This is a genomic window from Roseibium sp. MB-4, assembly GCF_053005265.1.
In genome coordinates this window covers 1,171,752-1,189,088 of sequence record NZ_JBRKQB010000001.1, presented here as the reverse complement: position 1 = coordinate 1,189,088, position 17,337 = coordinate 1,171,752, and the positions used below count along the sequence as shown (strand labels likewise).

Here is a 17,337-nt window from a genome sequence, read left to right as displayed (position 1 = left end):
AGAGCTTATCTGGGCTTCATGGCCGCGTGCGATGGCCGTTCGAATACCAAATCCCGAGGGGCATTGAATGAGCGATTTTGACTATGATCTGTTTGTGATCGGTGGTGGTTCCGGCGGCGTTCGTGCCGCCCGGATCGCGGCCACACATGGCGCTCGGGTCGGTATTGCAGAAGAATACCGTTACGGCGGAACCTGTGTGATCCGCGGCTGTGTTCCCAAAAAACTGTTCGTCTACGCATCCAAGTTTTCCGAAGAGTTTGAAGATGCTGAGGGCTTTGGCTGGAGTGTCGGTGAACGCAGCTTTGCCTGGGACAAACTGATCGCGGCAAAGGATCAGGAAATCACGCGCCTGGAAGGCATCTACCGCCGGAACCTGGACAACACCGGCGTCGAAATCCACGACAGCCGCGCCGTGATCGAAGACGCCCACACGGTTCGTTTGTTGTCGACGGGTCAGACGATCACCGCGAAGTATATTCTTGTAGCGGTCGGAGCCTCGCCAAATGTTGATAACAGCTTGCCGGGCGGTGAGCACGTCATCACGTCAAATGAAGCATTTCATTTGAGCGAATTACCGAACCGTGTGGTGGTTGCCGGCGGCGGCTACATCGCCGTGGAGTTTGCCGGCATTTTCAATGGCCTCGGTGTCGACACGACACTGATTTATCGGGGTCCTGAAATCCTGCGTGGATTTGATACGGACCTGCGCCGGACTGTACGCGAGGAAATGGAAAAGAAGGGGATCAAGGTTGTCTTGAATGATACCTTCTCGTCCATCGAAAAGCAGTCGGACGGATCCTTGATCGGGCGCACCAATGGCGGCGAAAACCTGGCTGCGGACCAGATCATGTTTGCGATTGGCCGGAGCCCGCATACGCGGGAGCTCGGACTGGAAAAAGCAGGCGTTGAAACCGATGCGATCGGTGCGATCAAGGTCAATGAGGCGTCCCGAACAAATGTTGAGTCCATCTATGCCGTTGGCGATGTGACCAACAGGGCAAACCTGACCCCGGTCGCAATCCGGGAAGGCCACGCGTTCGCGGACACCGTGTTCGGCAACAAACCCTGGACGGTGGATCACAGCCTCATAGCGACAGCCGTGTTTTCTCAGCCTGAAATGGGCACAGTCGGTCTGACACAGGAAGAAGCGCTGGAGCGCACACCGAACCTGGACATCTACAAGTCCAGCTTCCGGCCAATGAAGTATACGCTGTCTGGCCGGGATGAGAAGATGCTCATGAAGATGATCGTCGATGCGGACAGCCAAAAAGTGCTTGGGGTTCACATTGTTGGCCCAGACGCTGGTGAGCTTGCGCAAATCCTTGGAATAACGCTTGAGATGGGTGCAACCAAATCTGACTTTGACAGGACGATCGCGGTGCACCCGACCGCAGCGGAAGAACTCGTTACAATGCGCGAGCCAACAGAACGCTTGCGCGGCTGATAACGAAACCGCTGATGCCAAAACGGAAAAACCGCCGCAATCATTTGCGGCGTTTTTTCTTCTGTATGCAAACATCAGGCGCTGAGTGAGGACAATCCGGTTTTCGCTGCATCGGCATCTTCCTGGATGAAGGTGTCCTTCAACAGATCCTCGTAGAACGCGTGCACACCGCGTCCGCGATCTTTTGCCCGGTAGAGTGCCGCATCAGAACGGGCAACCAAGTCTTCCGGTTCCGTACCATCCGCTGGGGCAACGGCTACGCCGATACTCAGTCCGACATGCGCCGTATTGCCGCCTTCGATTTGAATGGGCAAGAGCGCCTTGTTGATCAACGCGCGGCAAAGTGTGTCCAACTCTTTGCGGCTTGTGCCTCCGCGGTAAATCACCATGAATTCGTCACCGCCGATCCGGCAGACCAAACCTGGCCTGCCGACAGTTTCGTTGAGACGTTTGGCCATGATCTTGATCACGGTGTCACCAGCAGCATGCCCGTAGGTGTCGTTGACTGCTTTGAATTTGTCGAGGTCGCAATGCAAGACAGCAAACCGTTTCTGCGGCAGTTCGGCAGCTGAGGTTTCGAGCACCCGGTTAAACTGTAGCCGGTTGGCAAGGCCTGACAGATTGTCGTGCAGAGCCAGGTAGCGGTTCTGCTCCTCGCTCTTTTGAAGTGACCGGGTCAATTGGCCGATCCGCCAGGCAATCCCGAACGCAAGTGCCCCCAAAGTCAGGCTGAGCATGGCAATGACCGGAATGACCGTCGGCCAGATTGAGTCGATCACAGTCTGGCTTTCCCATCGGAACGAGCCGACATCAACGCCTTCCTCGCTAGTGACCAGATGCGAAGGGCCGTCTTCCGGCTCAAATGCCCTCGGCTCAAAACGGAGCCGGGCGAAGTTCAACTGCGAGTTCAGGCGTTCCAGAAGCGCGTCGTCAATGTACTTCACCGAGATCATCAACGTTGGTCCACCGTCCGGCAGGGTCGCGGTGTACTCATCGGGCATGATGGGCATCGCGGAGAAAAGTGCCGGTTTGCCATCAAGCCGAATAACGCCCATCAATGCATATTGATCGGTGTCCAGGCCTTGAAGTGACCGGTGGCCAAACCCGCCGGGCACGCGGACACGATTGGCTGCGAACAGCGCCTGCGTCTTGCGGATGACCGGGGCCAATGCGGGCGTCTCACTCGAAGGGCGTTTGGTTATGTGGGTGTAGTCCTGAAATGACTCGGCCAAAACCTGATTGTTTCCGGAGATCAGGATGACCTTGTTGTGCCGGTACCTGGACCAGAGCGCGTGAAAGTGCTGGCGGGCATAGACCGGATCGAACGTCCGGACCAGTTTCCGGACGGTTTCATCGGATACGGTAACGGTGCGTTGTTCACGGACAATGTCCCGGAGCCGTTCTTCCAGGGCATTGCGGAAGAGACGCTCTTCGTTGGCAATAGCTTGCTGCGTGGATGCATGAGATGCGACAAAACCAACGAACACTAGCGAGGCCGATGTAACCGCAATCAAGAGAGCTGCCAGGAGAAAGGCAAGTCTTGAGATATGGATACGGGACTCACTGTCCGATTTGTCAGAGTATCTCCGTCGAAATTCCGCCAACGTTTGTTCTTCCCACCTTCGCCGGCCTTTTAAATGGCCACTAAACAACCGGCGGAGCACCTATGTATCGTTCGCCTTTGGTTAAGACAGTGCCCCTCCAAAGTTCCCTAGCGTTTAGCTGGCGGGACCCCGGCTGCCTCTGAGGCGTTGAGGTGCTAATCCTAGCTTGGAAAGTGTTAATTAGTAGTGGTGGTGACCCGAGAGAGTCGGGCGCAAATATTAAAAAAAGCGATTGTTCCAGAGTGACTTCTAATGCGGTAGGGCAACTTTAAGTAAATTCTGAAAATAAACTCAACCCGAACTCTTCGCGCGGCAGTCCGTTTCGCCTCGGCGATCGAATACAGTGTCAGGTTCCGCATGTGCAAAGGCAAAAGCGTTTCTGCCTGCATCTTTTGCCCGGTAGAGCGCTGTATCAGCTGCCCGGATCAGATGTTTTTCCGACATCCCTGAGTTTGGCGCCAGCGCAATGCCAAGGCTGATGCCGATACTCACACTCTGTCCTGAATTGATTTCAATTGGCTCTGCGACGGAAGCCAGAATCTCATTGGCAATTGTCTCAAGCTCCGCCTGATCCTGATACTTCATCAGCAAGATAACAAATTCGTCGCCGCCAATGCGCCCGACCACACCCTTGTCGCTGATAATGTCCTGCAATCGCGAGGCCGTCACGCGCAACACGATATCTCCGGCCTCATGACCATGTGTGTCGTTAACAAGTTTGAATTTGTCGAGGTCACACGCAATGACAGCAAACCCGTTTTCGGGAAGGCCATCGATTGCGTAGGCAAGGCGGTCAGAAAAGTGGTGCCGGTTCGGCAGACCGGTCAAGCTGTCGTGATGCGCAAAGTAATGATTGCGGCGTTCGCTTTGTTCCAGCGTTGATGACAAGCGGCCAATCCTGCGGGCGACAATCACAGAAATTGCCGCAATCAAAACCGCCAGGATCACGATCAATGGAAGGGCGCGCATCCAGACCCTCAATCCGGGTTTGGAATGGTCCCATTGAAAATAGCCGACAAGGCTGCCGTCCGGACCATAGGCCCGCAGTTGCGTCGGGTGTTCGCGGGCAGGCGCACCTTCGGTGAAGGTCAGATCACTAAACCCATAGTGATCCGACATCGACTGAAACCAGGCCTCTCCAAGAGAGTAGACGCTGACAAGCAACCGGGGATTGGCGTCTGAGAGTGCGGTCAGCGGTGTTTCCATCTCAACCGGAACCGCGCTCAGCAATGCGGGGGTGCCATCGATCACGGCCAGCGCCGCGATCGAGGCGTCAAACATGGCACGTGGCGGTGGGAAGGGGCCCTGAGGACGGTCGCGCCGCGGGAAACTTGGGGACCGGAAGGCTGCGGTGAAGAGCTCAGACAGTTTTTCGGTGTCTTCCCATGGGGCGGTTGATCCGTTCTGATTGTAATCAACCGTTTCTGAAAGAGCCATGAGGTCACCGTTCTCTTCCATGAGATAGGTGCGCTCCAGATCACTGACAGCTTTGAAGCGGTTCAATATGGAGGTGGTGACGGCAGACCGGTCCATTGGGCCTGTCAGCATCTCTTGGACATCCTGATGCTGGATGGCGGTCATCTGGTGGCGGGCAATTTCCCAATACTGATCTTCCACAGTGTCAAGGAAACGCATTTGCGCTGTTTCAAGTGCATGCCGGTCGGCGGCCCGCCACGCGAACTGTGCGATGAGGGTGAGTGCGCCGCTGGACAAGACTATCAGTAAGGCTGCGAGCCCATAGACCCACATGGTGATTTGACGGCCGGATACGGTGCCGCTGCCGGAACCGGGGATAGGCCCGCGGTCAGGTTGCGCCTGTCGTGTCGTCATGCGTCCGGCACTCTCCTCCTGTCCGCAAAGAACGCTGGTCTTTCTCATTATCCAAGCGGATTGAACTATCAGCGAAGATCTTACGGGAGATTCCTTACGGAAGAGTGCTTGGAACCCGATGTTTTCAACACTTTACGACACTGTTTGTTTAAGAATTGGGCTGCTTCTAATCTGCCAGGAGCTTCACCATAAGTTCCAGCTCACTCTCCGTGTTGAAAGCGTGCAGCGAGGCGCGAATCACCGCGTCCAGACCGCGCATCGGCAGGTCAATCCGGGCTGAGCTTGCCTGACTGACCGAGACATTGATCTGGTGATCGGCAAGCCGCGCCTTCGTGGCCGCTGGTGTCTCTCCATCAACAGCGAAGGTCACGATGCCGCCTTTCCGCGCGCCTTTGTCATGAAGGGTGATACCAGAAACAGCGGAAAGTTCGGAGCGGAGCTGCGCGCCCAAGGCACAAATTCGGGCGCCGATCCGGTCCATCCCGAAGCCGATTGCATAGCTGGTGGCAACGCCCAGGCCGACCTGCCCGGCGACATAACGTTCCCAGTTCTCAAAGCGTTGTGCGTGCGGAGCTAAACGATAACTGGACTCGTCCAGCCATTCGGTCGCCTGGAGATCTACAAAGGGCGGTTCCACCTGATCGAGAACATCGTCACTGACATAAAGAAAACCTGTCCCGCGCGGTCCCCGCAGATATTTGCGGCCGGTTCCCGACAGCATCTGGCACCTGATTTCCTTGATGTTGAGCGGGATCTGTCCGGCAGATTGGCAGGCATCGAGGAGGTAAAGAAGTTTGTGCCGGGCAGCAATCTCGCCCACATCTTCTGCCGGATTGATCAGTCCGGAAAAGGTCGGAATGTGGGTCAGGGCGATCAGGCGTGTTTTTGGCGTGACGGCTGCCTCCAAAGCCTTGAGATCAATCTGTCCGGTCTCGTCATCTTCGATGAGATCGATTTCAATGCCCTTCCGCTTCTTCATCTGCAGAAGTGCCACGTAATTGGAGACGTATTCCGCGCGTCCTGTGATGACACGGTCACCTTCACGGAAGTCGATCCCGTAAAACGCCATATCCCATGCGCGGGTTGCATTTTCGATGAAGGCGATCTCGTTTGGAGTGGATCCGATCAGCGCAGCAATCGATGTATAAAATGCGTTCGTTTCCGACTGCGCCGCCGCGGCTGCCTCATATCCACCGAGCGTGGCTTCCAGATCAAGATGGTGTTTGACAGCGTCCAATACCGGTGTTGCAGCAAGACCTGTTCCGGCATTGTTAAAGTGAATGCATCTGTTTACACCGGGGGTCTCGTCCCGCATCAGGTCTATTTCATTCTGGCTGAGGGAAGGGACGATCATGGGGAGCCTTTCCGGTCACGGGACGCAATCGATTGGATGTAAAACAAAAATGATCACAATCACATATTTTGGATATGGGTCCCTCGTCAACGCCGCAACGGTTCCTGATGGGGCCGAAATCGTTCCCGGGCGATTGAAAGGCTGGGTCCGGGAGTGGCGTGTGTGCGGCGTCTGGGAAAACGGTCAGGGCCGCTGTGCCTTGAGTGTACGTCAGGAGCCGGGGTCGGAAATCCGGGGCGTGATGACCCGGGAGCAGCAAAGCCGGTTGCAGGCCCTGGAGCAGCGTGAGAGCCGTTATGAGAAGATCGGACAGATCGGCACGTCTTTCCGGTGTGAGGCGGATAGCAAACCGGGACCGGAAGAGCTGTTTCTCTTCAAGGCAACGCCGGAAAACGAACGCTGGGGATGTGACCGGCACCCGATCCTGCAAAGTTATCTCGACTGCGTATTAGCCGGGTTTCATCAAATCTGGGGCGAGGAGGGCGTTAGCCACTTCTTCGACACAACCGACGGCTGGCATGTTCCTGTCCTTCAGGACCGGGCAGCGCCGCTTTACCCCAGAGCAGTCAAGATCGACACGAAGCTTTTGCAACTGTTCGACGACCAGATTGAGCGCCAGAAGCTGACCCTGATATCTGCTTAACGTTCTGTTTTAATGAGAAATATTTTGGGGGAGATGTCCCGATCCTAAGGTGCTGCCATATCAGGTGGAGGTCTGCGCGCGTGTAAATTAAAATTTCCCTTTACGTAAACTGCAGCTCCTGATATTTGATTGTATATCAAGAAAATGCAATCTTGGGAGGAGTGCATGGGTTTCTTTGAGTACAAGGGGCAAGAGGCTCTGGATCTCGTGTCGGAAGCGCGGGATCTGATGATCTACAGCTATCACGGCATTGAGGACATCCTACAGCCAGGCAACAGTGAGGAGGCTGCCCGGCAGGAAATCGAAGCCAAAGGGTGGACGGTGCTCACCCCTGATGATCTCGGCATCCCGGCGGCAGACATTGACCGGAACGGCACATTTCAGGGCGAAACGACCCAGTTCAAGGATGCCCAGGCCGATGTGCTGGCCAGATTTGATGAGACCGGTGCCATCACCCAGATCGGTTTGGCGTTTCGAGGAACGACCGGCACGATCGACAACATCATCAGCGATACGGTTGGCGACGTTATCGATTACCTGGAATTCCTGAGCGCAGATCCGAACTATGCTTTCGGGGCGTTTCCGGAGTTGATGGGGGCCATCAAGACGCTTCTGGAATCCAACGGTCTCACCGCCGCAGACTTGATCGTAACGGGTCATTCGCTTGGCGGTGGTGCTGTCACCAACATGGCCGAGCGCAGCGATGATTTTTTCGACGGGTTTTACAAAGCCGCCAACTATATCGGCTTTGCAGCTCACTATACGCCGGAAGACGGCGCCTCCGTATTGGACAGCGGCGCGGAAGTGCTCAGCGTGGATATTGAAAATGATCCGGTTCCCTCGGTCATTTCCGAAGGCCAGATCAACCTCTTAGGCAACGATACAAACTACGCGTATGAAACGAGCAATCTGGTGCTTTTCAACGATTTCTACGCAACACCCGCCTATTGGGATGGCGGCAACATAACCAACCTGATCGCCTGGACTGCTCATTTGCCGTCCAACTATGAACAGGTTGTTGAGGCAATCGCCGGATCAGAGTTCTACACCGAGATGTCGCGTGACAGCGTAGTCATCGTCTCGGACCTGTCCGATCTCACGCGCGGCGTCGTCTGGGTTGAAGACATAAACCCCTTGTTCGATCCAACGGGCCATCAGGGCGATGATGCCTTCATCCTCGGCTCCAGCAAAGACGATTTGCTTGCGGGTAAATCCGGCAAGGATGCGCTGGAAGGATTTGCGGGGGACGATCACCTGAAAGGCGAAGGCGGCGCAGACCGGTTGCTCGGTGGGGCCGGAAACGACACGCTGGAAGGTGGCGCAGGAGACGATGTGATCGTTGGCGGAGCCGGTGCAGACACCCTTTATGGCGGGGATGGCGCCGATACCTTTGTCTTTTCATCCGGTGATGGCGTAGATGAAATCAAGGATTTCGAGGTCGGGATAGACAAGATCGATGTGAGCGGTGCCGGCGTGACGCAATTCTCCGATCTTTCCATAACGGCCAATGGTTGGTGGACCGATGTCAGAATTGCTTTTGGTAGCGAGACATTGCGCCTGGATACAGGCTGGCGTCCTTCCTTGCCGGATCTGACGGCGGGCGATTTCCTCTTCGCCTGAATTAAGCGGCACTCAAGATCGGTTTGATCCATTGATTGAGGCGGGCGTTCCTGCCTGCCTCACCCGCCGAACACTTGCTGTAGGCCATGGCCGGCAAGAAAAGCGATGGCCGCGGCCACCATACCAATGGCCGTTGTTTCCAGCCCGCAGCCAACCCAGTGCCGCTGCGACCAGCGGGCTCTCAAAGACCCGATCGCGAAGAAAGCGCATGCGGTGAGACCGGATGCAAGCGCGGCGCTAGCCTCAATGTCAGCGAGAAAGGGCAGGAGCGGCAGTGCACCGAATAGGACGAAGGCAGCGAAGGTATAGAGCGCTGCCTTCAAAGGCGCGCGACCTCCATCCGAAACGCCATATTCGGCCAGCATCATGGTCTCGATCCAGGTGGTCCGATTGGACGTTACCAGGCGCACGATGTCTTCCAGATCATCGCCCTCGTACCCCTTGGCCTTGAAGATCTGTCTGATTTCTTCGCGCTCTCCATCCGGTTCAACCCGGATGTGTTTTTCCTCGATTGCACGAAGCCTTTGAAAGTCTTCATTCTCGGACTTGGACCCGCTATAATTGGCGGCGGCCATTGAAAAGCCGTCGGCCAAGAGATTGGCAACACCAAGGATCAAGATGATCCGTGTTGATAAGTTGGCTCCGACAGAACCGGCAACAATGGCAAAGGTGGTCACAGCGCCGTCGATGCCGCCATAGACCCAGTCGCGCAAATAGCTCGTATCCGGCCCCCGCGCCAATCTGTCGGCGATATCATGAGGCTGGTGGCTGTGTTCGAGTGGTCGGTTCGGCATGGCTGGTTTCCCTGGCTAGCGTCGGCCAAGTTTAGGGTGATCTGATCGTCAAAACCTTGATCCGCCGCAATCGCCCGTGGGCTTTGGGCAACACTATTTGGCCAGCGTTCCGCAAGGGGCATTTTTGCTGTGAAGCGTGGGTGGCAATCAGGCTGAACGCCGTGTATAAGGCCGCACGTTTGCTCTGTTTGAGTGGGCGGAAACGAACAAAAATATCGCGGGACGTGTGTCTGGAGTTCGAATTGAACGGACCGTCCCGATGAGGAGTTGGTACTATGGCGGACAAGTGGAGCCCGGACAGCTGGAGATCAAAACCGATCTTGCAGGTCCCGGAATATCCTGATCAGGCGGCTTTGACAGATGTTGAGCAGCGCCTGTCGACCTATCCGCCGCTGGTTTTTGCCGGTGAAGCGCGGGCGCTGAAGAGCCAGCTTGCGGATGTTGCCAACGGCAAGGGGTTTCTGCTGCAAGGCGGTGACTGCGCCGAAAGCTTTGCCGAACACCATCCGGACCACATTCGTGACTTCTTCCGTGTGTTTCTGCAGATGGCGGTTGTGCTCACCTATGCAGCGAGCCAGCCGGTGGTGAAGGTTGGCCGGATCGCCGGTCAGTTCGCCAAGCCGCGCTCTTCCAATATAGAGAAGAAGGGTGATGTTGAGTTGCCGAGCTACCGCGGTGACATCATTAACGACATCAACTTCACCTCGGACAGCCGTATTCCGGACCCGACCCGTATGTCGATGGCGTACCGTCAGTCGGCGGCAACGCTGAATTTGCTGCGTGCCTTCTCGCAAGGTGGTTTTGCCAATCTAGACCAGGTGCATCAGTGGATGCTCGGTTTCATCACCGACAGCCCGCAAGGCCACCGTTACAAGGAATTGGCAGACCGCATCAGCGAGTCGCTTGCCTTCATGCGCGCATGCGGCATCAACGGTGACAGCGTTCCGCAACTACGCGGAACAGATTTCTTCACCAGCCATGAAGCGCTTTTGCTGGGTTATGAAGAAGCGCTGACCCGCGTCGATTCCACGTCCGGTGACTGGTACGCAACGTCTGGCCACATGCTGTGGATCGGCGACCGGACCCGCCAACCTGACCATGCGCATGTCGAGTTCTTCCGTGGCATCAAAAACCCGATTGGCCTGAAATGTGGTCCGTCCCTGACGCCGGATGGCCTTCTGGAGCTGATCGACGCATTGAACCCAGACAATGAGCCAGGCCGTCTCACCTTGATCGCCCGTTTCGGCTCCGACAAGGTGTTCGATCACCTGCCGCAGCTCGTGCGCGCTGTTGAGCGGGAAGGCAAGTCGGTGGTTTGGTCATGTGACCCGATGCATGGCAATACGATTTCTGCCGGTGGCTACAAAACCCGGCCGTTCGACCGGATCTTGAAGGAGGTGGAAGCCTTCTTCGCCGTTCACCGCGCGGAAGGAACCCATGCGGGTGGCGTACACGTTGAGATGACCGGCCGGAACGTCACCGAATGCACCGGCGGTGCCCGGGCCCTGACCGAAGAGCAACTCGGTGATCGTTACCACACCCATTGCGATCCGCGTCTCAATGCGGACCAGGCTCTTGAGCTGGCTTTCCTGATCGCTGAAAACCTCAAGAAAGAGAAAGACGGCAAGCAGAAAGAACCCCTGGCTGCGAGCGCTTAAGACCGCACTTTTCCGGTGTTTGATAGTTTTGAGGGGCAGCTTCGGCTGCCCCTCATTTTTTTATATCGATTTTTGTCAATTCTGCCGCCGCGGTAACAGGCGGTTAAGGCTCCAGATGCATATGTGCGACCTGGGATATTTGCACCGCAGAGGGGGCGGTGCTCGTCAACCGGACGCTCTGGGTAGGGGATTTTGAAGCGTGCGCGAACCGTGGGATCTTTCTAAGATTTCGTGCCTGGTGGTGGAGGACAATCCACACATGCGCACGATCTTGCGCTCCGTTGTCGGAGGATTTGGTGTTCGCACGATCTGTGAGGCCACCGAAGGGGCTGAAGCCCTTGAGTTGGTCGTCGACCGTAAACCCGATATTGTCTTGTGTGATTGGAACATGAGCCCGTTTAGCGGCGCCGACTTCCTCAGAATACTGCGCAAGGATACGGACCCGATTATCAAGACAACGCCAGTCCTTGTGATCACAGCCCACGCCCGCCGTCCGATCATTCTGGAAGCGCTTAATATCGGTATTCATGGCCTTGTCGCAAAACCTGTGGCGCCCGCAGTTCTTTATCGGCATATTGGCGAAATTCTACAGCGTCAGGAACTGCAGGGACGCAGCACGGGAATTTCCATGCCGGGGATGCCCGGTCACACAGGCGGCAGTGTGCTGGACTTGTCCTCCATGGCGCCGGATCAGCCTGCTGAAGCCGAAGACCAGTCTCTCGCACTTCTTTGAGCTGAGACACCTCGCTGTTGGTTGCGGCCAATCCGGTGCTCGTTTCAGCATTTGCATGATTGCAACCCGTTGTTCTTGACGGTACATCTCGGATCTCCTCTTTGTCCGGCACGAGATTCATGACCATCAACTCCTTCCGCCTTGCCGTTGCTCAGCTCAATCCGACCGTTGGCGATGTCGCCGGGAACGCGGAGCTTGTTCGTCAGGCGCGTGCCGACGCAAAAGCGCAGCAGGCGGATCTGGTCTTGACGTCAGAGCTGATGCTGGCCGGCTATCCGCCGGAAGATCTTGTTCTGAAACCGGCCTTTGTCCGTGAATGCATCGAAACTGCGCGCACACTTGCCCAAGAGACCGCCGATGGTGGACCCGCGGTGATTCTGGGAACGCCGTGGTACTCCGATACCGGCGACCTCCACAACGCTGTCCTTCTCATCGATCAGGGCGAAGTGAAGGCGGTTCGCTACAAGAGTGATCTGCCAAACTACGGAGTTTTTGACGAAAAGCGCGTGTTCAAGGCAGGGCCGCTTCCTGGGCCCGTTGACTTCCGCGGGGTACGCATCGGATTGCCGATCTGCGAAGACATTTGGAACGACGAGGTCTGCGAGTGCCTTGAAGAAACCGGAGCGGAAATCCTGCTGGTTCCGAACGGATCCCCTTATTGGGAGAACCGGGCCGAAGAGCGCCTGCAAGTGGTCGTGGCCCGGGTGGTTCAGACAGATCTGCCGCTCGTCTATTGCAATCAGTTGGGCGGCCAGGACGAGCTGGTCTTTGACGGTGGATCCTTTGCCCTTCAGGCGGATCGGAGCCTTGCGTTCCAGATGCCGCAGTTTGAGACAGCGATCGGCATCAGCGACTGGAAAAGGGACGGCGAAACTTGGGTTTGTACCAGCGGTCCGGTGGCAAAGCTTCCCGATCTTGATGAAGCCAACTGGCGGGCCTGTGTGCTCGGGCTTGGCGATTATGTCACCAAGAACGGCTTCCCGGGTGTGGTGCTCGGCCTTTCGGGCGGCATCGACTCTGCCATTTGCGCGGCAATGGCCGTTGATGCGCTGGGAGCGGATAAGGTGCACAGCATTATGCTTCCTTTTCGTTACACCTCAGAGGAAAGCATCAAGGATGCCGCGGACTGCGCCAATGCGCTGGGCCTCAGGTACGACACGGTCCCGATTGCAGAGCCGGTCGAAGGATTTACCAAGGCACTGGACGGGCTGTTCGCAGGCACGGAAGCGGGTGTGACGGAGGAGAACCTTCAGTCCCGAACACGCGGCGTCATCCTGATGGCCGTCTCCAACAAGTTTGGCCACATGGTCATGACCACGGGCAACAAGTCGGAAATGTCGGTTGGCTACGCAACGCTCTATGGCGACATGAACGGCGGCTACAATCCGATCAAGGATCTCTACAAGACCCAAGTCTATCATCTGGCAGCCTGGCGTAACGCCAACAAACCGGCGGGCCTGCTCGGGCCGGAGGGTGAGGTGATTCCGTCCAACATCATCACCAAGGTCCCGACGGCGGAACTACGTGAAAACCAGACGGACCAGGATTCCTTGCCGCCGTATGACGTGCTCGACGACATTCTGGAATGCCTGGTCGAAAAAGAGATGTCGGTCGGTGAAATCGAAAAACGTGGCCATTCCCGTGACCTGATTCATCGCATTGAGCATTTGCTCTACATCGCTGAATACAAACGCAGACAAGCTCCTCCCGGTGTCAAGATCACGGAGCGCAATTTCGGCCGCGACCGCCGCTACCCGATCACCAACCGCTTCCGCGACCGGTCTTAGAGCTTTTCAATCCGGCGGAGACGCATGACCTATCTGACGTTTCTGCAAACCAATGCCCGCTGGCTCGCCGGCGGGTTTCTGCTGGCAGCATTTTCCGGGTTCGGACAGACCTTTTACATTGCACTCTCATCGGGACACCTGCGCGAAGAATTCAATCTTAGTCACGGTGATTTTGGTCTTCTCTACATGGCTGCGACGCTAACCAGCGCGTTATCGTTGCCCTGGATCGGACGCAGCGTCGACGTGTTTCCCCTTCGCCTTGTCGGGCTCGCAACATGCGTAGCACTTGGCCTTTTCTGTCTGTCGATGGCTCTGGTGAATTCGGTCTTCATGTTGTTTGTGGTGCTGTTCGGACTGCGGCTGTCCGGGCAGGGCATGATGACCCACGTCTCCATGACCGCCATGGGCCGCTGGTATTCAGCGCAGCGCGGCCGAGCTGTGTCTGTCGCGCAGATGGGATTTCCCGTTGCCGAGAGCTTGTTTCCGGCCAGTTTTGTGTTGATTTCGGCGGTCGTGGGATGGAGGACCAGCTGGGCGCTTTCCGCCGGCATCATGGTGCTTGGGGCGCTGCCTATGCTCGCCCTGTTGTTTGCCAAAGATCGCATCCCGCAATCAGACGAACAGGGCTCGGGGGCAATCGAAGGGCGTCAATGGACGCGCGGCGAGGCGCTGCGAGACCCGATTTTCTGGCTTTTGACAACCGGTGTGCTGGCGCCACCGTTCATCGGAACCGCCATCTTGTTCAATCAGGTGTATCTGACTGAGTTGCGAGGCTGGCCGCTTGAGCTCTTCGCCTCCGCCTTTCCGGTCATGGCCGGCACTGCAATTGCCACGGCGCTGGTGCTTGGGCCGCTGATCGACAGGTATTCCGCGCGGGCACTGCTTCCGGCCGTGCTGCTGCCGCTCTTCTCCGGGTGTCTTGTGCTTGCATTGCTCCCGGCCGCACCAACAGCCTTTTTGTTCATGGGGCTTCTCGGCATCAGCAGCGGATTTACCGCCGCAATGTCCGGTGCGCTCTGGCCGGAGCTTTATGGCAGCCGTCATATCGGCGCGATCCGCTCTGTCGCATTTGCTTTGATGGTGTTCTCGTCGGCCGCTGGCCCGGGCTTGGTCGGCGTTCTTATCGATGCCGGTGTCGACTTTGATCGTCAGCTTCTGGTGATGAGCGGGTACTGCGCGCTCATGACAGGTGGACTTGCAATAGCGTCGCGCAAGCTTCGTGACCGACAAAACGGTCCGTTGGCTTGAAAAGCTGAAATCTGGCCCGGCCAAACGGGGTAAAATCACCATTTGCACTTGCAGAGCTCAAGGGAGGCGGGTACCTGAGGCGCATGACTGTTACTGTACGCTTCGCGCCGTCTCCGACCGGCCACATTCACATCGGCAATAGCCGTCCGGCCCTCTATAACTGGCTTTATGCCAAGAAGATGGGCGGGCGCTTCATCCTGCGTTTCGACGACACCGATCTTGAACGCTCCAAGAAGGAGTATGCGGAATCGATCGAAACCGATCTCCGCTGGCTCGGCATTTCACCCGACGTGATTGAGCGGCAATCTGACCGGGTGGCTGCCTATGAGGCGGCTGCGGAAAAGTTGAAAACCGCAGGCCTTTTGTACCCGTGCTACGAAACACCGGACGAGCTGGAGCGTCGCCGATCCCGTCAGCGCGCGCTTGGCCGCCCTCCGGTCTATGACCGCGCCGGACTGAAGCAGACAGAGGAAGAGCGGGCCGCGTTCGAAGCGGAAGGCCGCAAGCCGCATTGGCGGTTCGTACTGCCGAACCACGACGGCGATCCGTTCCAGACCAAACGCACCGAAGTGACCTGGAACGATCTGTGCCGTGGTGATCAGACCGTAGACTTGGCCTCCATGTCCGATCCGGTCCTGATCCGCGCGGACGGCACGTTTCTCTACACGTTGCCGTCGATCGTCGACGACATCGATATGGGTGTGTCCCATATCATCCGCGGTGAGGATCATGTGTCGAACACCGGTGTCCAGATCGCGATCTTCGAGGCACTGGGCGCAAAAGCGCCTGTCTTCGGTCACCACAATCTGCTGACCACGCGGGATGGCGAAGGGCTTTCAAAGCGCAAGGGGGCCTTGTCGATCGGGTCGCTGCGGGAATCCGGTGTTGAGGCGATGGCGGTCTGTTCGCTTGCTGTCCTGACCGGGACCAGCCAAGCCGTTGAAGCTGTTCCAAGCATGGACGCCCTGGTGGAGAAATTCGATCTGACCAGCGTGTCACGGTCCTCTGCCAAATTCGATCCGGAAGATCTCAAAGGCCTGAATGCGCGCCTTGTGCATGAAATGCCGTATGCAGATGCCAAGGATCGGCTCGATGAGATGGGTGTCGGCGGCGGCGAGGCCTTCTGGACCGCCATTCGCGGCAACTGTGAAACCGTGAATGATGCCAAAGGCTATTGGCAGATTGTCGGCGGTCCGGTTGAAAGCCGAATTGAAGATGAAGACCGGGAGTTCATCGCTAAGGCGAAAGAGCTTCTTCCGGATGGTGAAATGACCCTGGATACCTGGGGGGCATGGACATCAGCGCTGAAGGCGGAAACCGGCCGCAAGGGGCGGGGGCTGTTCATGCCGCTTCGCCGTGTGCTCACGGGTCTCGATCACGGTCCTGATATGAAGGAAATGCTGCCGCTTATTGGGCGTAAAAGTATTCTGGACCGACTACCCTGACAGGGACATCACGATCCGGGGCCGGACGGAACCCCGGGTCGTCCGACTTGAAGACCGGCGGGATCGAGGCTGTTTCAAGGTTCTCGTCCGCCAGAGATCTGCGGTTTCCAAGTAACGGCAGCTCTCCAGGTTTGCCGTTCGAACCGTCGCCTTCAGTGGCAGCCGGTTTGAGCTGTTCGGCGGCTTTCGCGATCGACGCTGTCACATCAAAACCTTTTTCCAGGTTCGCGCGGGTGTCAGGGTCTTCATAAGCTGGCAGCTGCTCTTTGGTCAGCGGCGTCCGGGACAGCGTTGAGTTCGACTCAAGATTTGCTGGCGGCGAAGTGCGGATGTTTTCAGCTGTGTAGCTTGGCGGCAGCCCACTGCTGATGTCCGAAAACGCAATTCGCCGTCCGGATGCGCCGGGGTTGCTGACTTCTGTCCAGCCAGAGCGGCTCTTCGCCTTCCCCGTCAGCCGGCAGCTGCATCCCTCGACAAACTCGCTTTTGTAACGATCAGCAAACGGTTGTTCGGAATAAAGATCACCTGCGAGTGACATCATGTCGGACCGGTCGCCGCCCGGGTTCTTGTAGACGTAGAGCTCGGTTTCAGAGGCCGGGCAAATCTCGTTGCAGCGGGCCGCATCATTGGCAAACTGCCGTTTTCCGGTCGCAAAACTGACCGGGAAAAAATACCCATCGCACGTGCGTACACACAGGGTCCGAAACGTTCCTCCAGATGGGATCCTGCGCTTGCCGCTGGAACTGGTGCGTTTCTTGGTGCTTTGAGCAGTCTCTTGTTGCTTGGTTTGAGCTGGCGTTTGCTGCGGGTTGAAAAGTCGGGCCAGCAGCGAACGCGGCGTATCTCCAGAGTTCGGATTGGCGGCCGCATTGCGCGTATTCGCGGGGGAGCCGCAGTTTTGGCGCTTGAGGGCCGTCTGTACCTGCCGGATGCGTTTTTGATTGCTGGCGTTTCCACCACCAGCCTTTGCCAATTGACGATCGATGGCTCTTAAATTGGAACGCATGCGCTGCACTTTGCCAGACAGTGCCTGGCACTGCGGGCTGGCGTTGCTGTTGCAACCAAGATAGCTGAAGTCCCGCTCTGCGGCGCTGAGCGCCTTTTTCTGCTGGCTTTTAGCGGTTTGCCATTTTTGAGCACCCGCGGACGGTCGGTTACCGCGAGACTGAAGTTGCCG

At 57.1% G+C, this 17,337-nt stretch carries 13 protein-coding genes; 8 read left to right on the top strand and 5 right to left on the bottom strand.

From position 1 onward, the window contains the following. Positions 1 to 67: 67 nt before the first annotated feature. Positions 68 to 1,444 carry a glutathione-disulfide reductase gene (gor, locus tag ACVDG4_RS05535; protein WP_447234303.1) on the top strand — a complete coding sequence of 459 codons (1,377 nt, stop codon included), beginning with the start codon at positions 68 to 70 and terminating at the stop codon, positions 1,442 to 1,444. A 74-nt stretch (positions 1,445 to 1,518) separates the two neighbouring features. On the opposite strand, the gene ACVDG4_RS05530 is transcribed toward gor, so the two are convergent. The 3 genes from ACVDG4_RS05530 to ACVDG4_RS05520 all read right to left on the bottom strand — a co-directional run bounded on the left by ACVDG4_RS05530 (position 1,519) and on the right by ACVDG4_RS05520 (position 6,232). After that, complete coding sequence (locus ACVDG4_RS05530; protein WP_447234302.1) at positions 1,519 to 3,048, bottom strand: sensor domain-containing diguanylate cyclase; 1,530 nt, start codon at positions 3,046 to 3,048, stop codon at positions 1,519 to 1,521. A 291-nt stretch (positions 3,049 to 3,339) separates the two neighbouring features. Next, the gene (locus tag ACVDG4_RS05525; protein ID WP_447234301.1) at positions 3,340 to 4,878 is read right to left on the bottom strand and encodes a diguanylate cyclase domain-containing protein; all 1,539 of its coding nucleotides are present in this window, start codon (positions 4,876 to 4,878) and stop codon (positions 3,340 to 3,342) included. Positions 4,879 to 5,044: 166 nt separating this feature from the next. Next, complete coding sequence (locus ACVDG4_RS05520; protein WP_447234300.1) at positions 5,045 to 6,232, bottom strand: aminotransferase class V-fold PLP-dependent enzyme; 1,188 nt, start codon at positions 6,230 to 6,232, stop codon at positions 5,045 to 5,047. Between the two features lie 49 nt (positions 6,233 to 6,281). Between ACVDG4_RS05520 and ACVDG4_RS05515 the strand changes: the two genes are divergently transcribed. Beyond that, positions 6,282 to 6,875 carry a gamma-glutamylcyclotransferase family protein gene (locus tag ACVDG4_RS05515; protein ID WP_447234299.1) on the top strand — a complete coding sequence of 198 codons (594 nt, stop codon included), beginning with the start codon at positions 6,282 to 6,284 and terminating at the stop codon, positions 6,873 to 6,875. 165 nt (positions 6,876 to 7,040) lie between these two features. Next, the gene (locus ACVDG4_RS05510; protein WP_447234298.1) at positions 7,041 to 8,495 is read left to right on the top strand and encodes an alpha/beta hydrolase family protein; all 1,455 of its coding nucleotides are present in this window, start codon (positions 7,041 to 7,043) and stop codon (positions 8,493 to 8,495) included. A gap of 59 nt (positions 8,496 to 8,554) precedes the next feature. Here ACVDG4_RS05510 and ACVDG4_RS05505 read toward each other — a convergent pair whose 3' ends face one another. Continuing rightward, the gene (locus ACVDG4_RS05505) at positions 8,555 to 9,289 is read right to left on the bottom strand and encodes a VIT1/CCC1 transporter family protein (protein ID WP_133950436.1); all 735 of its coding nucleotides are present in this window, start codon (positions 9,287 to 9,289) and stop codon (positions 8,555 to 8,557) included. Positions 9,290 to 9,564: 275 nt separating this feature from the next. Here ACVDG4_RS05505 and ACVDG4_RS05500 point away from each other — a divergent pair, with 275 nt between their 5' ends. The 5 genes from ACVDG4_RS05500 to gltX all read left to right on the top strand — a co-directional run bounded on the left by ACVDG4_RS05500 (position 9,565) and on the right by gltX (position 16,160). Further along, on the top strand, positions 9,565 to 10,947 hold the full coding sequence (locus tag ACVDG4_RS05500; RefSeq protein ID WP_133950434.1) for a class II 3-deoxy-7-phosphoheptulonate synthase: 1,383 nt from the start codon (positions 9,565 to 9,567) through the stop codon (positions 10,945 to 10,947). A 199-nt stretch (positions 10,948 to 11,146) separates the two neighbouring features. Further along, positions 11,147 to 11,680, top strand: a complete 534-nt coding sequence (locus tag ACVDG4_RS05495; protein ID WP_447234297.1) for a response regulator — start codon at positions 11,147 to 11,149, stop codon at positions 11,678 to 11,680. Between the two features lie 119 nt (positions 11,681 to 11,799). Continuing rightward, on the top strand, positions 11,800 to 13,467 hold the full coding sequence (locus tag ACVDG4_RS05490) for an NAD+ synthase (protein WP_447234296.1): 1,668 nt from the start codon (positions 11,800 to 11,802) through the stop codon (positions 13,465 to 13,467). Between the two features lie 24 nt (positions 13,468 to 13,491). Next, complete coding sequence (locus ACVDG4_RS05485; RefSeq protein WP_447234295.1) at positions 13,492 to 14,715, top strand: MFS transporter; 1,224 nt, start codon at positions 13,492 to 13,494, stop codon at positions 14,713 to 14,715. A gap of 83 nt (positions 14,716 to 14,798) precedes the next feature. After that, positions 14,799 to 16,160 (top strand): glutamate--tRNA ligase, encoded by a 1,362-nt coding sequence (gene gltX, locus ACVDG4_RS05480; protein WP_447234294.1) that lies wholly within the window; start codon positions 14,799 to 14,801, stop codon positions 16,158 to 16,160. Here the strand turns inward: gltX and ACVDG4_RS05475 are convergent. Then, on the bottom strand, positions 16,123 to 17,166 hold the full coding sequence (locus tag ACVDG4_RS05475; RefSeq protein ID WP_447234293.1) for a DUF2865 domain-containing protein: 1,044 nt from the start codon (positions 17,164 to 17,166) through the stop codon (positions 16,123 to 16,125). The genes gltX and ACVDG4_RS05475 overlap by 38 nt on opposite strands. Positions 17,167 to 17,337 lie beyond the last annotated feature (171 nt).